This is a genomic window from Yoonia vestfoldensis SKA53 (genome assembly GCF_000152785.1).
Lineage (GTDB): Bacteria > Pseudomonadota > Alphaproteobacteria > Rhodobacterales > Rhodobacteraceae > Yoonia > Yoonia vestfoldensis_A.
In genome coordinates this window covers 339,329-360,313 of record NZ_CH672414.1, presented here as the reverse complement: position 1 = coordinate 360,313, position 20,985 = coordinate 339,329, and the positions used below count along the sequence as shown (strand labels likewise).

General features: G+C 61.2%; 24 protein-coding genes and 1 tRNA gene. 14 read left to right on the top strand and 11 right to left on the bottom strand.

The genetic code is table 11. The features are described from left to right. Positions 1-39 precede the first annotated feature (39 nt). A complete protein-coding gene (locus SKA53_RS01875; RefSeq protein ID WP_040482748.1) occupies positions 40-1,479 on the bottom strand; it encodes a Glu/Leu/Phe/Val family dehydrogenase in 1,440 nt (479 codons plus the stop codon). Between the two features lie 354 nt (positions 1,480-1,833). Here SKA53_RS01875 and SKA53_RS01870 point away from each other — a divergent pair, with 354 nt between their 5' ends. The 3 genes from SKA53_RS01870 to SKA53_RS01860 are packed head-to-tail and all read left to right on the top strand — an operon-like array spanning position 1,834 to position 4,468. After that, positions 1,834-3,291, top strand: coding sequence for a TadE/TadG family type IV pilus assembly protein (locus SKA53_RS01870; RefSeq protein WP_007204340.1), 1,458 nt, complete (start codon positions 1,834-1,836; stop codon positions 3,289-3,291). 8 nt (positions 3,292-3,299) lie between these two features. Beyond that, positions 3,300-3,863 carry a TadE/TadG family type IV pilus assembly protein gene (locus tag SKA53_RS01865; protein ID WP_242601231.1) on the top strand — a complete coding sequence of 188 codons (564 nt, stop codon included), beginning with the start codon at positions 3,300-3,302 and terminating at the stop codon, positions 3,861-3,863. Continuing rightward, entirely contained in the window at positions 3,863-4,468 is a 606-nt protein-coding gene (locus tag SKA53_RS01860) for a TadE/TadG family type IV pilus assembly protein (RefSeq protein ID WP_110549055.1), read from the top strand. Before SKA53_RS01865 ends, SKA53_RS01860 begins: the two co-directional genes overlap by 1 nt. On the opposite strand, the gene SKA53_RS01855 is transcribed toward SKA53_RS01860, so the two are convergent. Beyond that, positions 4,469-4,954, bottom strand: coding sequence for a hypothetical protein (locus SKA53_RS01855; RefSeq protein WP_007204337.1), 486 nt, complete (start codon positions 4,952-4,954; stop codon positions 4,469-4,471). Positions 4,955-4,969: 15 nt separating this feature from the next. Next, positions 4,970-5,557: a TetR/AcrR family transcriptional regulator gene (locus tag SKA53_RS01850; protein WP_007204336.1), complete on the bottom strand. Its 588-nt coding sequence runs from the start codon at positions 5,555-5,557 to the stop codon at positions 4,970-4,972. A gap of 61 nt (positions 5,558-5,618) precedes the next feature. Here SKA53_RS01850 and SKA53_RS01845 point away from each other — a divergent pair, with 61 nt between their 5' ends. The 6 genes from SKA53_RS01845 (at position 5,619) to SKA53_RS01820 (ending at position 10,852) form a co-directional block, all read left to right on the top strand. After that, positions 5,619-5,867: a hypothetical protein gene (locus SKA53_RS01845; RefSeq protein ID WP_242601230.1), complete on the top strand. Its 249-nt coding sequence runs from the start codon at positions 5,619-5,621 to the stop codon at positions 5,865-5,867. A gap of 54 nt (positions 5,868-5,921) precedes the next feature. Then, positions 5,922-7,208 (top strand): homoserine dehydrogenase, encoded by a 1,287-nt coding sequence (locus tag SKA53_RS01840; protein WP_007204334.1) that lies wholly within the window; start codon positions 5,922-5,924, stop codon positions 7,206-7,208. A gap of 70 nt (positions 7,209-7,278) precedes the next feature. Then, positions 7,279-8,244, top strand: coding sequence for a class II fructose-bisphosphatase (glpX, locus tag SKA53_RS01835; RefSeq protein ID WP_007204333.1), 966 nt, complete (start codon positions 7,279-7,281; stop codon positions 8,242-8,244). A 90-nt stretch (positions 8,245-8,334) separates the two neighbouring features. Beyond that, a complete protein-coding gene (gene recJ / locus SKA53_RS01830) occupies positions 8,335-10,095 on the top strand; it encodes a single-stranded-DNA-specific exonuclease RecJ (protein ID WP_007204332.1) in 1,761 nt (586 codons plus the stop codon). A 75-nt stretch (positions 10,096-10,170) separates the two neighbouring features. After that, a tRNA-Glu gene (locus SKA53_RS01825) sits at positions 10,171-10,245 on the top strand. 178 nt (positions 10,246-10,423) lie between these two features. Further along, a complete protein-coding gene (locus tag SKA53_RS01820) occupies positions 10,424-10,852 on the top strand; it encodes a VOC family protein (protein ID WP_040482747.1) in 429 nt (142 codons plus the stop codon). A gap of 22 nt (positions 10,853-10,874) precedes the next feature. Here the strand turns inward: SKA53_RS01820 and SKA53_RS01815 are convergent, their stop codons facing one another. Genes SKA53_RS01815 through SKA53_RS01805 form a run of 3 tightly spaced genes read right to left on the bottom strand, consistent with a single transcriptional unit; the run spans position 10,875 to position 12,127 of the window. Next, complete coding sequence (locus SKA53_RS01815) at positions 10,875-11,396, bottom strand: MarR family winged helix-turn-helix transcriptional regulator (RefSeq protein WP_007204330.1); 522 nt, start codon at positions 11,394-11,396, stop codon at positions 10,875-10,877. A gap of 57 nt (positions 11,397-11,453) precedes the next feature. Beyond that, the gene (locus tag SKA53_RS01810) at positions 11,454-11,735 is read right to left on the bottom strand and encodes a succinate dehydrogenase assembly factor 2 (protein ID WP_040483059.1); all 282 of its coding nucleotides are present in this window, start codon (positions 11,733-11,735) and stop codon (positions 11,454-11,456) included. Beyond that, positions 11,735-12,127, bottom strand: a complete 393-nt coding sequence (locus tag SKA53_RS01805) for a helix-turn-helix domain-containing protein (RefSeq protein WP_007204328.1) — start codon at positions 12,125-12,127, stop codon at positions 11,735-11,737. Before SKA53_RS01805 ends, SKA53_RS01810 begins: the two co-directional genes overlap by 1 nt. 80 nt (positions 12,128-12,207) lie before the next feature. On the opposite strand from SKA53_RS01805, the gene SKA53_RS01800 reads away from it, so the two are divergent. Next, a complete protein-coding gene (locus SKA53_RS01800; protein ID WP_007204327.1) occupies positions 12,208-13,410 on the top strand; it encodes a pyridoxal phosphate-dependent aminotransferase in 1,203 nt (400 codons plus the stop codon). 135 nt (positions 13,411-13,545) lie between these two features. Here SKA53_RS01800 and SKA53_RS01795 read toward each other — a convergent pair whose 3' ends face one another. The 4 genes from SKA53_RS01795 to SKA53_RS01780 form a co-directional block, all read right to left on the bottom strand. Continuing rightward, a complete protein-coding gene (locus SKA53_RS01795) occupies positions 13,546-14,499 on the bottom strand; it encodes a 2-hydroxyacid dehydrogenase (RefSeq protein ID WP_007204326.1) in 954 nt (317 codons plus the stop codon). Then, positions 14,496-14,834 carry a tRNA-binding protein gene (locus SKA53_RS01790; RefSeq protein WP_007204325.1) on the bottom strand — a complete coding sequence of 113 codons (339 nt, stop codon included), beginning with the start codon at positions 14,832-14,834 and terminating at the stop codon, positions 14,496-14,498. Before SKA53_RS01790 ends, SKA53_RS01795 begins: the two co-directional genes overlap by 4 nt. Further along, positions 14,827-15,642, bottom strand: a complete 816-nt coding sequence (gene proC / locus SKA53_RS01785; RefSeq protein WP_007204324.1) for a pyrroline-5-carboxylate reductase — start codon at positions 15,640-15,642, stop codon at positions 14,827-14,829. The genes SKA53_RS01790 and proC overlap by 8 nt, the downstream gene beginning before the upstream one ends. 75 nt (positions 15,643-15,717) lie before the next feature. Beyond that, on the bottom strand, positions 15,718-16,221 hold the full coding sequence (locus SKA53_RS01780) for a YbjN domain-containing protein (protein ID WP_007204323.1): 504 nt from the start codon (positions 16,219-16,221) through the stop codon (positions 15,718-15,720). 231 nt (positions 16,222-16,452) lie between these two features. Between SKA53_RS01780 and SKA53_RS01775 the strand changes: the two genes are divergently transcribed. Further along, positions 16,453-17,484, top strand: coding sequence for a M42 family metallopeptidase (locus tag SKA53_RS01775; protein WP_040482746.1), 1,032 nt, complete (start codon positions 16,453-16,455; stop codon positions 17,482-17,484). A 133-nt stretch (positions 17,485-17,617) separates the two neighbouring features. On the opposite strand, the gene SKA53_RS01770 is transcribed toward SKA53_RS01775, so the two are convergent. Further along, positions 17,618-17,866, bottom strand: coding sequence for an accessory factor UbiK family protein (locus tag SKA53_RS01770; protein ID WP_007204321.1), 249 nt, complete (start codon positions 17,864-17,866; stop codon positions 17,618-17,620). A 102-nt stretch (positions 17,867-17,968) separates the two neighbouring features. On the opposite strand from SKA53_RS01770, the gene lgt reads away from it, so the two are divergent. The 3 genes from lgt to pgeF are packed head-to-tail and all read left to right on the top strand — an operon-like array spanning position 17,969 to position 20,657. After that, on the top strand, positions 17,969-18,850 hold the full coding sequence (lgt, locus tag SKA53_RS01765; protein ID WP_007204320.1) for a prolipoprotein diacylglyceryl transferase: 882 nt from the start codon (positions 17,969-17,971) through the stop codon (positions 18,848-18,850). After that, positions 18,847-19,905, top strand: coding sequence for a class I SAM-dependent methyltransferase (locus SKA53_RS01760; protein ID WP_007204319.1), 1,059 nt, complete (start codon positions 18,847-18,849; stop codon positions 19,903-19,905). Before lgt ends, SKA53_RS01760 begins: the two co-directional genes overlap by 4 nt. Then, a complete protein-coding gene (pgeF, locus tag SKA53_RS01755) occupies positions 19,902-20,657 on the top strand; it encodes a peptidoglycan editing factor PgeF (protein ID WP_007204318.1) in 756 nt (251 codons plus the stop codon). The genes SKA53_RS01760 and pgeF overlap by 4 nt, the downstream gene beginning before the upstream one ends. The last annotated feature ends 328 nt before the right edge of the window (positions 20,658-20,985 follow it).

Below are 20,985 nucleotides of genomic sequence, written 5' to 3'. Positions count from 1 at the left end.
GGTGTAAGGCGGATCATGATCCACCTTACGTTTCAGCCTCTACAGCCCCTTGGCGCGATAGCTGTCAGCAACCTTGCGGATCGACACCAGATAGGCCGCCGTGCGCAAATCATGCACATCGGCGCGCCCGTGCCAGACCGCGCGCATCGCCTGATAGGCCGACCGCATCGTATCGTCGAGCCCCGAGCGGACCAGTTCCAGCTCATCCGCGCCGCGCAGATATTTGTCCTTGAAATCGGGCGACAAGCTCCAGCCAAGACCTTTGTCCGCCGACAAGCGTTCCAATTCGTCCACGACCAGCTGGTGGCGCGATTCTTCCTGGCGGCGCTGCATCCGGCCAAACCGGATGTGCGACAGGTTTTTGACCCATTCGAAATAGGACACCGTCACGCCACCCGCATTGGCATACATGTCAGGGATGATCACACAGCCTTTGTCGCGCAGGATTTCATCGGCACCCGCGGTCACGGGGCCATTCGCAGCCTCGATGATCAGGGGGGCCTTGATGCGGTCGGCGTTGGACAGGTTGATCACCGCCTCCAATGCGGCGGGGATCAGGATGTCGCAGTCAGCCTCCAGCATACTGGCCCCGTCGGGGATATGCTTGGCATGCGGATAATTGGCCAGACCACCATTCTTGGTAATCCAGGCGCGGACGGTTTCGACATGCAGCCCCGCTTCGTCATGCAGCGCCCCGTCGCGTTCGATAATCGTGGTGATCAGCGCGCCATCTTCTTCGGACAGGAACTTGGCGGCGTGATAGCCAACATTGCCCAGCCCTTGCACGATCACGCGCTTGCCATCAAGGCTGCCGGACAGGTTTGCCTTGGCCACATCCTCGGGATAGCGAAAGAACTCGCGCAGGGCGTATTGCACGCCGCGCCCCGTCGCCTCGACCCGGCCGGCGATGCCGCCTGCATTGGTGGGCTTGCCCGTTACACAGGCCGCAGCATTGATATCGGTGGTGTTCATGCGCCGGTACTGATCCGCGATCCAGGCCATTTCACGCTCACCTGTCCCCATGTCGGGTGCAGGCACGTTCTGCGCGGGATTGATCAGGTCGCGCTTGATCAATTCATAGGCGAAACGGCGGGTGATCAGTTCCAGCTCATGTTCGTTCCAATCGGCAGGATTGATCCGCAAGCCACCCTTGGAGCCACCAAAAGGTGCCTCTACCAGCGCACATTTGTAGGTCATCAGCGCCGCCAACGCCTCTACCTCGTCCTGATGCACGTTGATGGCATAGCGGATGCCGCCCTTGACCGGTTCCATATGTTCGGAATGCACCGAACGATAACCGGTGAATGTATGCAGCGCGCCACGCAGGCGCACACCGAAACGCACCGTATAGGTTGCGTTGCAGACCCTGATCTTTTCCTCCAAACCGGGGCTGAGGTCCATCAGGGCAACGGCACGGTTGAACATCAGATCAACGGATTCGCGGAAACTGGGTTCCTGCGCAGGATCGTGGGCGTTCATTGTCATTCCTTCCTTTCCCGGCGCAGCGCCGGGTCTGTTCGGGCGCATCACGCCCCACCGCTAACATAGGGGCGATTCGCTAAAACAAGATGAGAAAAGCGGCAATTTTCAAAAAACAGACGATTTACCCGCCAGCATGTGCTGGATCCGATCAATCGGCTGCGGGCGTTTGTTTCGCAGAAATAAACAGTCATATGTATTTCGATAAACTGTCCATTAATATGCTATAAACATCTCTTTTCACTGCATAAATCTTAACATTCTTGTCACGCAGTCCAGCCGCTTGTGATAAACACAAGATGAACGCTTTCATGAACAAGGCACGATGAAAATCGCCAGCTGCGAGGATTCAGAATGCAAAATTCAAAGCTGCCTTTGACAAGCAAGGCACACAACCCACGCTGGCGCATCAGATATTTGCACGCCTTTGGACGGGACGAGGACGGCAGCGTCATTATCATGACGATCCTGCTGCTGGTCACGATGTTGATCATGGGCGGCATGGCGGTTGATTTCATGCGCTATGAGGCGCGGCGCGCGACTCTGCAATCGGTGTCGGACCGTGCCGTTCTAGCGGCGGCCAGTTTGAACCAGACCCTCGATTCACGCGATGTTGTCGAGGATTACTTTGCCAAAGCAGGATTTCCCAATGCGTTGGTCGGCGCGCCTATCGTGGTGGACAACGGGAATTCGCGCACCGTGACGGTGCGGTCCGCACTTGATGTGAACACCTTCTACCTGCGGCTGGCCGGCATGGACCGTCTGACAGCCCCCGCGCGGTCAAGCGCGACCGAAGGTGTCGGCAAGGTCGAAATTTCGCTGGTGCTGGATATTTCAGGCTCGATGCGCTTTAGCAACCGGTTCGTGAACATGCAGGCCGCGGCGATCGCCTTTGCCGAAGAAGTGTTGGACCCCGCCAATGGCGGTACCGTGTCCTTGACGATCATCCCCTATGCGGGCGCGACAAATCCGGGGCCAGAGATGTTCGCCTTCATGGGCGGCGTGCGCTATCCCGATACGTTGCTGGCGGGTGATGATGGCATTCTGGGGACCGAGGACGATTATTTCTTTCCACAGGTGTCGTCTTGTGTGGAAATGGTCGGCAGCGACTGGTCCAGCGCCGGTTTGCCGGGGGCCGGACGCGCACAAGTGCCACATTTCCAGGTCTGGGATATCGCCAGATCGGTGATGGATTGGGGCTGGTGCCCGCAGGACAGGTCATCGATCCAATATGCCATGGCCACGCCTGCGCAGGCCCGGTCTTTCATCAATGGCCTGCGGATGCATGACGGCACCGGCACGCATTATGCGATGAAATACGCGCTTGCGACGCTCGACCCGTCCAGCCAACCCGCTTTCATGCATCTCAGCCACCCCGGCAGGGGGCTTGTCCCGCCCCAATTTGCGAACCGCCCTGCCGCATGGGACGATCCTGAAACCAAAAAGATCATCGTTTTGATGACCGATGGCGATATCACGCAACAGGAAAGACCGCGCATTGCGCAGCAGGAAAGGGACATCGACTACATCATCTCGCGGTCCATCAATGGCAGGGACAACCGTGGCCAATTTGTCGATGCCGCCACCAACGTTGGCAGGTTCGAGGCGATTTGCACATTGGCCAACCAACCCGCGCGCAGTGTGGACGTCTATACCGTCGCATTCGAGGTGCAGCCGAACAGCGCCGCCGACCTGCAGATGCGCAACTGCGCCTCTGATCCATCCATGTTTTTCCGCACCAGCGGTGCCGAGCTGATCGACGTCTTTTCCGGTATTGCCGAACGGATCACTGACCTGAGGTTGAACCTGTGACGTCCGCCTTGCGTTTACGCGATCTTTTGCGCCGGTTTAGCGCCAACGAGGATGGTGTGGTCACGGTTGAATTCGTGATCATCTTTCCGGTGTTCATGACATTCTTTCTGATGACCTACGAAAGCGGGATGATTTCGCTGCGCCATTTCGCGCTGGAACGGGCGGTAGATGTCGTGGTGCGTGATGTGCGCATCGGGGCAATCCCCAACCCGACCCGCGCCAGCCTGCGCACCAATATCTGCAACGTGGCGCGGCTCTTGCCCGATTGCGAAAACCAGTTGCAGCTGGAAATGATCCGCCGCGACCTGCGCAATTGGGTCGATGTGCCCGACACGGTGCAATGCATTGATCGGGGCGCCGAAGTTCAGCCTGTCACGTCCTTCACCAGCGGCGGCAACAACGAATTGATCTTTCTGCGCGTTTGCGTCCGGCTTGATCCGGTGCTGCCGACCAGCCTTTTGGGACGCACCATTGTTGACGCCAATGCAGACAGCGCGGCGGGCGGGTCTTATGCGCTGGTCTCGACCACGGCTTTCGTCGTGGAACCGTTCCGAAACACACCAGGATCATGATGACCGATCTGATCAAACGCCTTCGCGATAACGAAGATGGATCAGCCGCCATTGAACTGGTGCTGGTGACGCCGATCATCACATGGGCCTTGTTGTCCACGCTGGTTTATTTCGATGCCTTCCGCGCGGAAACCCGCAGCGCGCGCGCAGGCCTGACCATCGCGGATATGTTCAGCCGCGAGGCCAGCGCGCCTGTTGCCATCGGTGCGGGCTATGTTGATGCAGCGCAGGCGCTACTGCGCACGCTGGTCGAATTCGACCCCGCCCCCACCCTGCGTGTCACATCCTATGCATGGGACGCGGGAGCGAACCGCTATGTGCTGCGCTGGTCTGAAAGTCGCGGTATGGGTCAGGCGCTGACGGATGCCGATCTTGCCTTGATGACAGACCGCCTGCCGCTGCTGGCGGATGGGGCGACATCGCTTCTTGTTGAAACAAGCGCCGCCTATCGCGCGCCGTTTTCGCTGGGCATCGCGCCCTTCACGAACAACACTCTGGATCCGGTCCAGATGACGACGTTCACGGTCATATCGCCACGGTTCGTGCCAGCGATCTGCTTTGACCCGACACCGTCGATCCCGACCAATGGCGACGAGATTTGCTGATCAGCCGCTGCGCGCCTTGATACGCAGGGCGATCTGTTCGGCAATGAACTTGGCCGGGCCTGCTGCGGTGACACCGCCAATGCCCACGCGTTTACCGATCCGCCACCACATGCCGGGCGACCAGCCCGGCGGCTGACGTTTGTGCAGCACCAGCGTAAAGCCATTGGCCGGTTTCAACGCCAGCGCGCCCCGGTCCACCAGCGCGATATCGTCGATCCGCACCAGAACCATGCCATCGGTGTCGCGCAGGTCGGCGTCGGTCAGCACAATGCCCAACCGCGTGGCACGGCGCATCATTTCCCCCAGCCACAGCATCGCCGCCCCGAAACCCAACATAAAGATCAACCAGATCAGGTCAGGTGGATGGGCCATCGCCGTATAGATCAGCAATCCGCCCAACCCGTAGATTACCGCACAGGCAAAATAACGGCGCCCCTCGGAAGCATGGACGGTAGGATAACCGCCGGTGTGATCGGGGTTGAACATGGATAGCCTTTCGCGTCAGCGCCGGACGGATTTCTGAACAAGGTTGCAATAGATTTCTTCGATCGCATCCATGCCCAGCCTGCCACCTTCGCGGTACCAATGGCTGAGCCCGGTCAACATGGCAATGATTGCCATTGTCGCGATCCGCGTGTCAGGCACGGCAAACACGCCTGCCGCCACCCCGTCGCGCAGGATATCTTCAAGCGCGGTTTCATAGTCGCGGCGCATGGATTCCAGAATGGCAAAGTTTTCAGGCGCAAGGTTGCGCAATTCCATATAGGATACGAACACCTGATCCGGCCGCGGCAGATGGAACCGTATATGAAACCGCGTAAACCCATCCAGCCGCGCGGGCGGATCACCGCGCAGATCGGCCGCGGCCAGCGCATCCAGCACCTCCTGCATATGCGCGCGCATCAGATCGAACAGCAGGGTCTGCTTGTCAGGGGTGTAATTATATAGCGCCCCCGCCTGTACGCCCACCTCAGCCGCGATCTGGCGCATCGACACGGCCGCATAGCCATGCCGCGCGATCAGCCGCAAGGCCGTGTCCTGCACCCGTGGGCCGGTGATATCGGAATGAGACCCTTGTTTGCGCGCCATGGGCCCATCTAACTGAACAGTCGTTCAAATGAAAAGCCCGACTTGCTGCAAAGGCCGCTGCATGTCTATTGTCTGCCACATGCGCTATGCCCTGCCCTTTTTGCTTATCCTTGCCGCCTGCGCGGATATTCCCGCGCTTGACGGCACCCTATCCGACACCGCGCGCCTTGCCCCTTACCCGCGTCTGGCACCGCTGGAAGATCTGCCCGCACCGGTCATGACCGAAGCGGACGGCATGGAAAACCGGCTGGCCGCGTTGCAACGCCGTGCGGCGACGCTGCGCGCGATTGATCCGGACGCGTTGCAGTAGCCATATCTATTCGCTACACCGCATGGAAACCGCGACACAGATGGATTTGACAGCATGACACACCCCTTAAGGCTCGGCATTGCGGGACTGGGCACCGTTGGCGTGGGCGTCGTGCGGATCGTGCAGAAACATGCCGATCTGTTACAGGCGCGCTCTGGTCGTGCGATCTCGATCAGTGCGGTATCGGCGCGCAGCCGTGACAAGGATCGCGGCGTCGATCTGTCGGGCTATGCATGGGAAGATGATCCTGTGGCCCTTGCCCGCCGCGATGATGTCGATCTGTTCATCGAGGTGATGGGCGGCCATGATGGCCCCGCAAAGGAAGCGACCGAGGCCGCAATTGCCGCAGGCAAGGATGTGGTTTCCGCCAACAAGGCGCTGCTGGCCGTGCACGGTCAGGCCATCGCCGAAGCCGCCGAGGCCGCAGGCCGTGTGGTCCGCTTTGAGGCCGCCGTTGCTGGCGGTATTCCCGTCGTCAAGGCGCTGACCGAAGGGCTGGCCGCCAATGACATCATCCGGATCATGGGCGTGATGAACGGAAGCTGCAATTACATCCTGACCCGCATGGAAAACGCGGGCCTGACCTATAGCGAGGTGTTCGACGAGGCCAATGCCCTTGGCTATCTGGAAGCCGACCCCGAACTGGATGTGGGCGGGATCGACGCCGGGCACAAACTGGCGCTGTTATCGGCCATCGCATTCGGCACGCAGGTGGATTTCGATGCCGTGCAGCTGGAAGGGATTGGTGCGGTCAGTATCGAAGATATCCGCCAAGCCGCCGATATGGGATTCAAGATCAAGCTTTTGGGTGTCGCACAGATGACCGGGCGCGGGCTGGAACAACGGATGTCGCCTTGTCTGGTGCCGGACACATCACCGCTTGGCCAGTTGCAGGGCGGCACCAATATGATTGTGCTGGAAGGCGATTCGGTCGGCCAGATCGTGCTGCGTGGCCCCGGTGCAGGCGAAGGCCCGACCGCCAGTGCCGTGATGGGCGATGTGATGGATATCGCGCGCGGCCTGCGGATCTCGACCTTTGGTCAGCCCGCGACCAGCCTGCGGCGCGCGCGCCCCGCATTGGCGGCGGTCCCCGCCCCCTATTATCTGCGGCTGCAACTGCTTGATAAACCCGGTGCGCTGGCCAAGGTCGCGCGCGCCTTGGGCGATGCGGGCATTTCCATCGACCGGATGCGCCAATATGGCCATGCCGAACCCACGGCACCTGTGTTGATCGTGACGCATAAGACGACCCGCACCGCATTGGACGAGGCTTTGGCCGCGTTCAAGGACACCGGCGTGGTGTCGGGCGATCCAGTCGCGATCCGGATCGAGGCGGTTTAGCGCAAACAGCCTTGCGACCGTGGCCCAAGCAGGGTTTACGTCGGGGCGAACATCCCGAAGGAATACCCATATGCCCAGCCCCGCCGATTTCAACGACCGCAACCTGTCGCTCGGTCTGGCCCGCGTCTCTGAAGCTGCCGCCATCGCCTGCGCCTCTCTGATCGGGCGCGGCGATGAAAAGGCCGCCGATCAGGCGGCGGTGGATGCGATGCGCAATCAGCTCAACAAGCTCGATATTGCCGGTGTCGTGGTGATCGGCGAAGGTGAACGCGACGAAGCCCCGATGCTGTTCATCGGCGAAGAGGTCGGCACCGGCAATGGGCCGGGCGTGGATATCGCGCTTGACCCGCTGGAAGGCACCACGCTGACCGCCAAGGACATGCCCAATGCATTGGCCGTGATTGCGATGGGCCCGCGCGGGTCGATGTTGCATGCGCCGGATGTCTATATGGACAAGCTGGCGATCGGGCCTGGGTTTCGAACCGGTGTCGTGACGCTGGATATGTCGCCTGCGGAACGTGTTTCGGCGCTGGCCGCCGCCAAGGGCTGTTCGACCAAGGATATCACCGTCTGCGTGCTGGAACGCCCGCGCCACGAAGACATGATTGCCGAAATCCGCGCCACGGGGGCCGCGATCCGGCTGATCACCGATGGTGATGTCGCCGGTGTCATGCATTGTGCCGAACCCGATATCACCGGCATCGACATGTATATGGGGTCTGGCGGTGCGCCCGAAGGTGTGCTGGCCGCAGCCGCGCTGAAATGCATGGGCGGGCAGATTTTCGGCCGGCTTTTGTTTCGCAACGATGATGAGCGCGCGCGCGCAACCAAGGCCGGGATCACCAATTTTGACCGTGTGTATACCCGTGACGACCTTGTGACAGGCGATGTGATCTTTGCCGCGACCGGTGTCACGGATGGATCTTTGGTACCGGGCATCAAGCGCGAGGTCGGTTTTGTCACCGCCGAGACGATCCTGATGCGGTCCAAAACTGGATCGGTGCGGCGGATGATCTATCGCAATCCCGTGCGCTGAGGCGCTGACGCGCCGCCTCCGGCGGGAGTATTTTAGGAAATAAGAAGTCAGGGCGTGGCATGGCGGCGGCGGCGCTGCTAGTATGGGTGCATGAACATACCACAAGATCATGCGTTTCTAGGGGTGGCTGCGTCCTTGACCGGTCGCCGTTGGGTTGGGCCAAACGCGCAGGAAGACCGCGCTGCCGAGGCGATGGTGCAGGCGACCAACCTGCCGCCCGCGCTGTGCCGGACGCTTGCGCGGCGCGGCGTGCCGTCGCAGGAGGCGGCGTTGTTTCTGGCTCCGACTCTGCGCGATCTGCTGCCTGATCCGCGCAGTTTGCGTGACATGGAAAAGGCGGCCACGCGGTTTTTGCAGGCCGTGGCAGGGCGCGAGCGGATCGCGGTTTTTGCCGATTATGACGTAGATGGCGGGGCGTCGGCTGCGCTTTTGATCGTCTGGCTGCGGCAGCGGGGATTGCGCGCGACGCTCTATATCCCTGACCGCATCGACGAAGGCTATGGCCCCAATGAGCCCGCCATGGCAGAATTGGCTGCGGCGCATGACCTGATCATCTGCGTCGATTGCGGGACGCTGTCGCATGGCCCGATTGCCGCGGCGGTGCGCGCGGATGTGATCGTGCTGGACCATCATCTTGGCGGCGAGACCCTGCCGGCGGCCTATGCTGTCGTGAACCCAAACCGGCAGGACGAAAGCGGCGATCTGGCGCATCTCTGTGCCGCGGGCGTTGTGTTTTTAATGCTGGTTGAGGCGAACCGGCAGTTGCGGGATGCGGGCAAGGCGGGGCCGGATCTGATGGCGATGCTTGATCTTGTGGCGCTGGCCACTGTCGCTGATGTCGCCCCCCTTGTGGGGGTGAACCGCGCCTTTGTGCGCCAAGGGCTGGTGGTGATGGCGCGCCGTGCGCGTGTGGGGCTGACAGCGCTGGCGGATGTGTCGGGGCTGGATGCGGCACCCACAGCCTATCATCTGGGGTTTTTGCTGGGGCCGCGGGTCAATGCGGGCGGCCGGATCGGCAAGGCCGATCTGGGCGCGCGATTGCTGGCCAGCGATGATCCCGCAGAGGCGCGCGATCTGGCGGATATGCTCGACCAGCTGAACACCGACCGGCGCGCCGTGGAACAGGCGGTGCGTGATGTGGCCATCGCACAGGCGCTGGCGCGCGGCACGGATGGCCCGCTGGTCTGGGCGGCGGGAGAAGGTTGGCACCCGGGCGTGGTCGGGATCGTCGCGGCCCGGCTGAAAGAGGCCACCAACCGCCCCGCAGTCGTGATCGGGCTCGAGGATGGAATCGGCAAAGGATCGGGTCGGTCGGTATCGGGCATTGATCTGGGTGCTGCGATCCAGCGGCTGGCCAGCGAAGGGCTGCTGCTGAAAGGTGGCGGGCACAAGATGGCGGCGGGGCTGAGTGTCGCGCAGGACAGGCTGGAACCGGCGATGGCGCGGCTGGCGGAATTGCTGGACAAACAAGGGGCCAGCGCGCTGGGGCCTGCCGATCTGCGGTTGGACGGTATCCTGATGCCGGGGGCGGCAACGGTCGATCTGGTGACCTTGCTTGATGATGCGGGGCCGTTCGGGGCGGGCGCGCCTGCCCCGCGTTTCGCCTTTCCCGATTGCCAGATTCTTTTCGCCAAACAAGTGGGCGAAACCCATCTCAAGATCAGCTTTGGCGACGGGCTGGGTGCGCGGATCGACGCGATCTGTTTTGGGGCAATGGATGGGCCTTTGGGGCCTGCGCTGCTGCAGCATAACGGCACCCGGTTCCACCTTGCCGGACGGATCGAAGTCAATGTCTGGCAAGGCCGCCAATCGGTGCAATTGCGCCTCGAAGACGCCGCGCCCGCGCATTGATGCGGGTTCGGAAAAAACCGTAAATTCCCCCTTGCGCGCGCTGCGGGCTTTGCCTAAAAGCGCGACACCAAGTGCGGTCCCTTCGTCTATCGGTTAGGACGCCAGGTTTTCAACCTGGAAAGAGGGGTTCGATTCCCCTAGGGACTGCCATTGGTGAACCCCCTGAATAAATAGACGTAAAATCAACGTATTGGCCCTGCTGGCCGCTGCTTGTGCCGGTTATCCTGCGCGCGGCTGCGGCACTTATCGCCTTTTTGATCGGTTCGGTTGTTTCGCCCCCTGCCCAGCCGCGTTAGGCTGGCGTGAAGATGACAGAAGGATTGCAACAATGACCCTGACCTACCTGCACACGATGGTGCGCGTGAAAGACCTCGAGGCGTCGATGGCGTTTTACGCCTTGCTTGGCCTGCGCGAAACGCGGCGCATCGACAATGACAAGGGGCGGTTTTCGCTCGTGTTCATGGCGCCGCCGGGACAAGAGGATTGTCCGGTCGAGCTGACCTATAATTGGGACGGCGATGCGGGCTTGCCGTCGGACAGCCGCCATTTCGGGCATCTGGCCTATCGGACCAGCGACATCTACGCGCTGTGCCAGCATCTGATGGACAATGGCGTGACCATCAACCGCCCGCCCCGCGACGGCCATATGGCATTTGTACGGTCACCCGACAACATTTCGATCGAATTGCTGCAGGAAGGCGACAACCTGCCGCCGGCTGAGCCCTGGGCCAGCATGGACAATACCGGCCATTGGTAAGGCCGGCACAGATCAGATCCGGTCAGTAGATATAGCGGATCTGATCGCTCCAATACCGTTCAACCCGGCGGAGTGCGGAGGAAATTTCGTCAAGACCGGCATGGTCCAGCACCTGCCGGTCCAACAGGCCATCGGCATGGGTGGCAAACAGTTTCGCCACGATCAACCGGACATTGCGCCCCTTTTCGGTAAGGCGCACCCGCACTGACCGGCGGTCGATTTCGCTGCGCTGGTGGTGCATATAGCCAAGTTCGACCAGTTTCTTGAGATTATAAGACACGTTCGAGCCTTGATAATAGCCGCGCGATTTCAATTCGCCTGCCGTCACCTCGTTTTCGGCGATATTGAACAACAACAGCGCCTGCACCGCGTTGATTTCAAGAATGCCGACCCGTTCGAATTCATCCTTGATCACGTCAAGCAGCAAACGGTGCAATCGTTCGACCAAGGTCAGAACATCCAGATAGGACGCCATGAAAGATGCGCTGCGCGCGTCCGTCAAGCCGGATTTATCCTGCTTTCCCAGATTGGTATGAACGCTCATCCCGCCGCTCCGTCTGCTGTTCTGCAGAAGGTCTAAGGCAAACAAACCAATATAAGGTTAATGCGCCGCCGCAGGGCGCGTGACCCCATGTGCGCCTGCCGCGATCCGCGAGATCATGTCGGCATAGACATCAGGCACCGCGAATTGCCCGCCGACCCAACCATACAGATCATGGTCGTTTTCGGACAAAAGCGCATCATAAAGCGCCAGTTCCGCCTCATCCATGTCCGCCAGATGCTCGGCGGCAAAGGCCGGCAGGATCAGGTCCATTTCCTTGATCCCGCGCCGCATGGAGCGCATGTGCAACCGTTTGCGGGTGTGTTCGGTGGTTTCTGTCATCATGTCCTGCGCAATGCTGTCTGAAGCTGTTTTTCCACTTGCCCCATCTTGTCAAGCGTCTGCACCATCTGTGCGCGCAGGCGCCGCATCTCTTGCATCAGGACTGCCACATTGGCGGGGATTTCGGTGGCATCATCGGGGGCGGCCAGCCCGTCGCCCAGCCCGGTCATCAACCAGCCCAGCGACACGCCCAGCATCCCTGCCAGCATCTGCAGCCGGTTGGCGCGGGGTTCGCCCGTGTCATTTTCCCAAGATACCAAGGTTGCGAACTTGACACCCAATGATTTGGCAAGGTCTTTCTGGCTCAGCCCTGCGGCTTCGCGCGCGCCTGCCAGCCTGTCGCCAAAGGTCGCGGCCTCGGGGCTGTACCAATCGCTGTCTGTTTCGGTCACGCGGGACTCCTTGGTTCTTGCTAAGTTTGCTCGCCTCGTCTTATGTCACGGATAGTGCAATTTGACCACCGGACATCCCCATGGCTTTTCTGTCTGCGACGCTTGATCGCGTCAAACCCTCGCCCACCATCGCTGTCACCACCAAAGCGGCCGAGCTCAAGGCCGCGGGGCGCGATATTATCGGCCTTGGCGCCGGAGAGCCGGATTTCGACACGCCCGACAATATCAAGGCCGCCGCCGTGGCCGCAATTGCCGCAGGCAAGACGAAATATACCGCCGTTGACGGTATCCCCGAGCTCAAACAGGCGATCTGCGCCAAGTTCAAGCGCGACAATGCGCTGGATTACACCCCCGCGCAGGTCACGGTCGGCACCGGCGGCAAGCAGGTGCTCTATAACGCCTTCATGGCGACGCTGAATGCGGGTGACGAGGTGATCATCCCCGCGCCCTATTGGGTGAGCTACCCTGACATGGTGCTGCTGGCAGGCGGCACGCCCGTCACGATAGAGGCCACGCTCGCAGCGGATTTCAAGATCACCGCTGACCAGCTGGAGGCGGCGATCACGCCCGCGACCAAGTGGTTCTTGTTCAATTCGCCATCCAACCCCACGGGGGCGGGTTATAGCTGGGATGAACTGAAAGCCCTGACAGATGTCCTGCTGCGCCATCCGCATGTCTGGGTCATGACCGACGACATGTACGAACATCTGGCTTATGGCAATTTCAAATTCTGCACCCCTGCGCAGGTCGAACCGCGCCTTTATGACCGCACATTGACGGTCAATGGCGTGTCAAAGGCCTATGCGATGACCGGCTGGCGGATCGGCTATGCGGCGGGGCCGGAAATGCTGATAAAGGCGATGCGCAAGGTGCAGTCGCAATCCACATCCAACCCCTGTTCGGTCAGCCAATATGCGGCTGTCGAGGCATTGAACGGCACGCAGGATTTTCTGGCACCCAATAACGCCCTGTTCGAACGCCGCCGCGATCTGGTGGTCGATATGCTGAACCAAGCGCCCGGCGTGGTCTGCCCGCGCCCCGAAGGCGCGTTTTATGTCTATCCTTCCATCGCGGGCTGTATCGGCAAGACCAGCGCCGCTGGCGTGCTGATCGACAATGACGAAACCTTTGCCGCGGCCCTGCTGGAAGAAACCGGTGTTGCGGTCGTGTTTGGCGCGGCCTTTGGCCTGTCGCCCAATTTTCGCGTCAGCTATGCCACATCAGATGCCGCGCTTGAGGAGGCGTGCAAACGTATCGTCGGGTTTTGTAAAAGCCTAAACTAGCGCGCAAAGCGGGTATTTCGCCGCAGCTGGGCGGGCGCTGCGCGCCGCGCGGGAGTATTTTGGACAAAGCGAACAGGCCTTTTCGGTGCAAAAGGGTGGGCGCATTGCGTGAAAGTGTTGGCGGCGGTCAGGACGTTATGACGTGAGGCCCTGCGGAAGCGCGCGCCCTTCGTCCCATGCGATGACATTATCCAGCGCCATTTGGCCCATCGCCTCGCGCACTTCCAAGGCGGCGGTGCCCAGATGCGGCAGGATCACGACGTTTTCCAAAGCGCGCAGCGCGTCAGGCACAATGGGTTCCTTGGCAAAGACATCCAGCCCCGCCCCCGCGATCTGACGCTTTTGCAAGGCCGCGATCAGCGCATCTTCGTCTACCACATCGCCGCGGGCGATATTGACGAAAATGCCGGTCGGTTTCATTGCGGCCAAGGCGGCCGCGTCGATCAGGCCGGTATTGCTGCCACCCCCCGGCACGGTGACGACGATGATATCGGCCCGCCCCATCAGATCATGCAGGCTGTCCACCTGCCGGGCGGGCATATCCACCATCTTGGGCGAGCGGTTGAAATACAGGACCGGCATATTGAACCCATAAAGACAGCGCCGCGCGACGGCCTGCCCGATCCGGCCCATGCCGACGATGCCCACAGTCTTGCCGGTGACATGGGTACCCAGCATCTGTGTGGGCTGCCAGCCGGTCCATTTGCCCGCGCGCACCAGCCTTTCGCCTTCGCCGGCGCGGCGGCAGGCGGACAAGATCAGCGTCATGCCGATATCGGCGGTCGCATCGGTCACCGCATCCGGCGTGTTGGACACGGCGACACCGGCGGCACGGGCGGCGGCCACGTCGATATGGTTATAACCCACCCCGAAATTGGCCAGCACACCGCAGCGGATCTCGCCGGTGAATGCCGCAGCAGCAAAGCCGTCGCCCAAGGTGGGCAGGATCGCGTCGTAATCGCGCAGGGCTGCGGCAGCCTCGGCCACGGTCAGCCCCGCCGTCTGGGGGCGCAGGGTCACGTCAAACCGCGCGCGGGCGGCGGCAAGTGTTGCCTCTGGCAAGGCCCGTGTGATCAGAAGTTTTTTCAATGCAAACGCCCCCCCAAAGGCACATCTTGGTCAGGTCCGACCAGCACAATTGCGCCTTCGGCATCGGGCATGCCCAGCACCAGCACTTCGGACATGAATTTACCGATCTGGCGGGGCGGAAAATTCACCACCGCCAGCACCTGTTTGCCGACCAGCGTCTCGGAGGCATAATGCACCGTGATCTGGGCCGATGTCTTTTTCTCGCCGATGTCGGGACCAAAATCGATCCAGAGCTTGATCGCGGGCTTGCGCGCCTCGGGGAAAGGTTCCGCGCGGGTCACAATGCCGACACGCACATCGACCTTGAGGAAATCATCGAACGAAATCTCACTCACTGGCCAGTTCCCGTGCGCGGTTGGCGGCAGCGGCGACGGCGCGGTGCATCAGGTCGGTCAGGCCCTTGTCCTTGTCCATCAGCACGTCAAGTGCGGCCTGCGTCGTGCCATTGGGCGAGGTCACGTTGATCCGCAATTGCGCGGGGTCTTCATCGGCGGTTTCCGCCAGTTCGCCCGCGCCGCCCACGGTGGCCTTGGCCAGATCCATCGCCATCTGCGGCGTCAGCCCTTGGGCGACACCGGCGGCGGCCAAAGCCTCGATCATGTGAAAGACATAGGCGGGGCCGGACCCTGACAGGGCTGTCACGGCATCCATCTGGGATTCGTCTTCCAGCCGCACGGTCTGGCCCACGGCCCAGAGCAGCGCCTCGGCCAGATCAAGATCGGCATCGGCGGTTTTGGCATTACCGATCAGCGCGGTGATGCCGCGGCCAATGGCGGCAGGCGTGTTCGGCATTGCGCGAATGATGGGGGTGTCTTTGCCAAAGACCGCCTCGAACGTGGCAATCGGCGTGCCTGCGGCGATGGAAATGATCAGCGTCTTGCCGGTGCCAAAAGATTTCACATCGGGCAAGGCGGTCATCATCATCTGCGGCTTGACCGCGATCACGGCGATGGCGGGGCTTTCGGGCAATGTCCCGCCGATATGGACGCCTTGTTGTTTCAACCAATCCGACGGATGCGGGTCGATCACCCAGACCGACGCGGCAGGCAACCCGTTACGCAGCCAGCCCGCCAGCATCGCTGACCCCATCTTGCCGCAGCCCAGCAAGACCAGACCACGCACGGCGACTTCGTTCATATTCATAGACGGCACCTCTTGTCGGAATTCCAAAAGGTTACGCCACGCCAAGGCGAAGGAAAACCCACCTTGGCGAAATTTTCAGGCGCGCCCGTAGGCGCCGGCGATCGCTATTTCCAGCGCCTGTTTGGGGGTCTGTTCGGCCCATGTCACCAGCTGGATCGCGGGGTAATATTGCTCGCAAGCATTGACCGCTGCACCGATCATCGTGTCGATCTGGTCGGGGCCTGCGACCTGATCGCCCGCCAGCACCAGCCCGTAGCGGTACACCATCAGGTTCTGTTCGTCCCACCATGTCAGCGACCCCGCCCACAGCCGGTCGTTGATCGCGTTCAGCGCCTCGTAAAGGGCGGGTTTGCGCGCGGCGGGGGGGTCCATCTCGAAGGTGCAGATCAGACGCAGGGTTTCATCATAGGCCGACCAGGCCAAGGTGATCGAATAGGTGCGCCACTGGCCTTCCACGGCCATTGCGATCTGGTCGTCATGGATACGGTCGAATTCCCAGTCATGGGTTTCAGCGATATGTTCAACCAGATCGATCGGGTGCAGATCATCGGCTTCAAAGTAATGTTCGGACAATGCCATATGCTTGGCCTCACTGTGTTGGCGCGGGGGACGTCAGATGCCCTAGCGCTAGCTGCCTGCTCTAGGGGCGGTAGTGTTCTCGTTTAACCCCTACAACATATCGTGTGGCAGGATTGGCCACCTGTAAAGCAGTTTCTTGGGGATAACCCTGCCGTCACGAATATTTCACGCAGCACGATTGCCAAGCAGCGCCATACCGCCCAGATTGCAATCATCAAAGGAGCCTGCCGCATGAATCTCGACCTGCTGAAACGACTTTGCGAAACACCCGGCGTGCCGGGCCATGAACACCGCGTACGCGATCTGATCACATCCGAGATCAAGGGCATGTTCGACGCGGTGACAACCGACCCGATGGGGTCATTGCTCTGCCGCCGCGATGCCAAGAAAAAAGACGCGCCGCGCATCATGCTGCTGTGCCATATGGATGAAATCGGCTTTTTGGTCAGCCATATCAGCAAGGATGGGTTCTTGTATCTGCAACCGGTTGGCGGGTTCGATCCGCGCAACCTGTTTTCACGCCGCGTGCTGGTTTGCACCGATCAGGGCGATTTCAAAGGCGTGATGAACCCCGGCGGCAAGCCGATTCACATCTCATCCGCCGAAGACCGCAAGAAAGTGCCTGAAGTCACTGAATTCTTTGTCGATCTGGGGATGGGCAAGGCCGCCTGCGACAAGGTCAAGATCGGCGATTTCGTGGTGATGGACGAACCTTTCATCGAGATGGGCAACAAGGTCGTGTCCAAGGCGCTGGACAACCGCATCGCCTGCTGGCTGGGGATCGAGGCAATCCGCGCCTTGGCAAAAAAAGGGCGCGGCGCGGAAATCCACGTTGCCTTTACCTGTCAGGAAGAGGTCGGATTGCGCGGTGCGCGCACCGCCGCCTATGCGATCAAGCCCGATATCGGGCTGGGCATTGATGTGACGCTGGCCTGCGACACCCCCGGCATCCCCGAAAAGGACGCCACCACCACACAGGGCGCGGGATTCGGGCTGCATGTGCGCGATTCGTCGTTCATCGCTGACAAGGCGTTGGTCGCACAGATCGAGGCTTTGGCGATCCGCAAAAAGATCCCCTATCAGCGCACCATGCTGGCCGCTGGCGGCCAAGACGGGGCAGCAGCCCAGCAGGCCGCCGCAGGCGCGCGCGCGGTCGGAATTGTGGTTGGCACCCGCTATATCCACACCGTGACCGAAATGATCGACAAGGGCGATCTGCAGGCGGCGCTGGATATTCTTGTCGCCTATCTGTCCGAATTTTAACCGACTATGCGGCGGGGGATGCGCCATGCCCCGCCTGCGCCACGGCCAGCACAGAGCGTCAATCACAGCGCGCGACGCATAGACCCTAAAAGACAAGGCGAAAGCCAGGCTTGGCCTTGCGCAGTGCCGCAGGTCACTTTGTCTTTTTGGCTTCCAATGCGGCGATCCGCGCGGACAAAGCCTCGTTTTCTTCGCGGGCTTTCTGGGCCATGGCGCGCACGGCGTCAAATTCTTCGCGGGTCACGAAATCGCGGTCGGCCAACCAGCGGTCCATCATGGATTTCATCGCCGTCTGCGCCTCGTCCCGCGCACCTTGGGCAACGCCCATGGCATTGGTCATCAATTGGCTCAGATCGTCGAAAATCTTGTTACGGTTCTGCATGGCGCTCTCCAATCCTGTTGAACCCTATATGGGGCCAAGCCGCGCCGCAGACAAGCCGCCCGCCCGCTTGACATCGCCGTAACCACGCATCACGACTGCGGCATGTTCGCAGCAATCCCCTTTCCCGATATCTCGCCCGAGATTTTCAGCATCGACCTGTTCGGCATGACGCTGGCCCTGCGCTGGTATGCGATGGGCTATATCGTCGGCATCGCGCTGGGCTGGATGCTGATCAAAGCCGCGTTGCGCCGCCCGCATCTGTGGCGGAACGGCGCGCCGATGGACCCCGCGCGGCTCGAGGATCTTTTGACCTATATCGTGCTGGGCGTGATTGGCGGCGGGCGGCTGGGCTATGTGTTTTTATATCAACCTGCCGCGTTTCTTGCCGATCCAGTCAGCATCATCCGGATCTGGGAAGGCGGGCTGTCGTTTCACGGCGGCTTTGCCGGTGTTGTGATTGCGGTCTGGCTGTTCAGCCGCCGCCAGAGCGTGCCGCTGCCCGATCTGGCCGATATCATCGCGGTGGCAGCGACCCCTGCCATCTTGCTGGTGCGGATCGCCAATTTCATCAACGCCGAACTCTGGGGTCGCCCGACGAATGTGCCTTGGGGCGTGATCTTTCCCGGCGATGCCGCGCAATCCTGTGCCACGGCAACAGCGCCCTGCGTGCGCCACCCGTCACAGCTTTATGAGGCGGGGCTTGAAGGGTTGGTGCTGGGCGCTGTCTTGTTGCTGCTGGCGTTCCGGTTCGGCGGGTTGAAAAAACCCTGGCTGTTGTCGGGTCTCTTTTTTGCAGGCTACGGAATGTCGCGTTTCATCGTCGAATTTGTCCGCCAGCCTGATGCGCAATTCGTCAGCCTTGGCAATCCGTTGGGCTGGGCTGTGCAATTTGGTGATTACGGTCTGACCATGGGGCAGGTTCTGACGCTGCCGATGATTGTGATCGGACTTGTCGTCATACTGGCGACCCTGCGCCGCAGATGACCACATTGGCCGATCTGCTGCTGACCCGGATCGCGCGCGACGGCCCGATCAGCATTGCCAGCTTTATGACCGATGCGCTGATGCATCCAGCCCACGGCTATTACGCCACGCGCGACCCGTTTGGCGCGGCGGGCGATTTCATCACCGCCCCCGAGATCAGCCAGATGTTCGGCGAATTGATCGGGCTGTCGCTGGCGCAGGCTTGGCTGGACCAAGGCGCGCCTGATCCGGTAACGCTGGCCGAACTGGGCCCCGGCCGCGGCACGCTGATGGCCGATATCCTGCGCGCCACAGCCGCCGTGCCGGGATTTCATGCCGCGGTGACGGTGCATTTCGTGGAAACATCGCCGCATCTGCGCGCCTTGCAGGCAGAGCGCGTGCCCCAAGCCACATGGCATGACCGGATCGACACGCTGCCCGATGCGCCCTTGCTGTTGGTTGCCAATGAATTCTTTGATGCCTTGCCGATCCGGCAATTCGTGCGCGCGGGCGCAGGCTGGCGCGAAAGGATGGTCGGCGCGCAGGACGGCACATTATGCTTTGGGCTGTCGGATGCCGCAGCTTTGGCGGTGCTGACGCCGCGTCTGGACGATACCCAGGACGGTGATCTGGTGGAACATTGCCCTGCCCTGCCCGGCATTGTTGCGGCGATCGCAGGCCGGATCGCCACAAATGGCGGTGCCGCGCTGGTCATTGATTATGGCGATTGGCAATCGCTGGGGGACACGTTTCAGGCGCTGGCGGGTCATGCACCCACAGACCCGTTGGCAGCACCGGGCGCGGCTGATCTGACCGCGCATGTCGATTTCGCGGCCATCGCCGCCCATGCAGCACCTGCGCGCCACAGCCGCCTGACGCCGCAGGGCGTGTTTCTGGAACGGCTGGGCATCACGGCGCGTGCGCTTAAACTCGCCTCAGGGTTGACGGGAGAGGCGCTGGATGCGCATGTTGCAGCACATCGGCGCTTGACCCACCCTGCGGAAATGGGTGACCTGTTCAAAGTGATGGCGCTATACCCTGCGACTGCCATGCCCCCACCCGGACTGGACCCATGACGCTTGAAATCATCACCGACACGGCACTTGGCGCCACCCGCCACGGATTTTTTACCCGCAAGGGTGGTGCATCGTCTGGCGTCTTCTCTGGGCTGAATTGCGGTTTCGGCAGCTCGGACCAATCCGATATCGTAGCGATCAACCGTGACCGCGTGGCAGGCGCGCTCGATCTGACCGCCGACAGGCTGGTCGGCGTGCATCAGGTGCATTCCGCCGATGTTGTGACCGTCACCACCGCAGGCCCGCTGGTACAAAAGGCCGATGCGCTGGTCACGCGCACCAAGGGGATCGCGCTGTCGGTGCTGACCGCTGATTGCCAGCCCGTGCTGTTCTGCGACGCACAGGCAGGTGTGATCGGTGCCGCCCATGCAGGCTGGAAAGGCGCGCTGGCCGGCGTTCTGGAACAGACCGTGCATGCGATGGAACAGCTGGGTGCCGCGCGGCGCAATATCACGGCAGTGATCGGCCCCGCAATCAGCCAGCGCAATTACGAGGTGGGTGGCGATTTTCGTGACCGTTTCGTCGCCGCCGATCCGGGCTATGAAAGGTTCTTTGCAGCCGGTGCGCAGGGGCGGTTCCAGTTTGATCTGCCGGGGTTCGGGCTGATGCGGTTGCGCGCTTGCGGCATCGGTCAGGCGCATTGGACGCGGCATTGTACCTATGCCGATCCGTTGCGCTTTTTCAGCTACCGGCGCAGCGTGCATCTGCAAGAGGCCGATTATGGCCGCTTGATCGCGGCGATCCGGCTGTAATCGGGGCAGCAATGCGGCGACAGGTGGACGGCGGCATGGCAAAGTCACCCGACCATCCGGCGGCCACAACAACATCCGACAGAAATATTCCTGATTTCATGGCGTTATCCGTCACACCTGCGAGACTTATTTTATCGCACCGCTGCATGTTTGCGCCAAAGTCCTGCCAGCTTGATTGCGCATACTGGCCTGACAAGGCCCATGTAATGGCCTGAAAAAGAGGTATCGCCATGAAAAATATTTGGCACAGATCGCCTGAGGCGCACACGATGGCCACGCGCTCCGCGCCTCTGGCATAAAGCGGCACATAGCAGCATCCGTTCCGCCA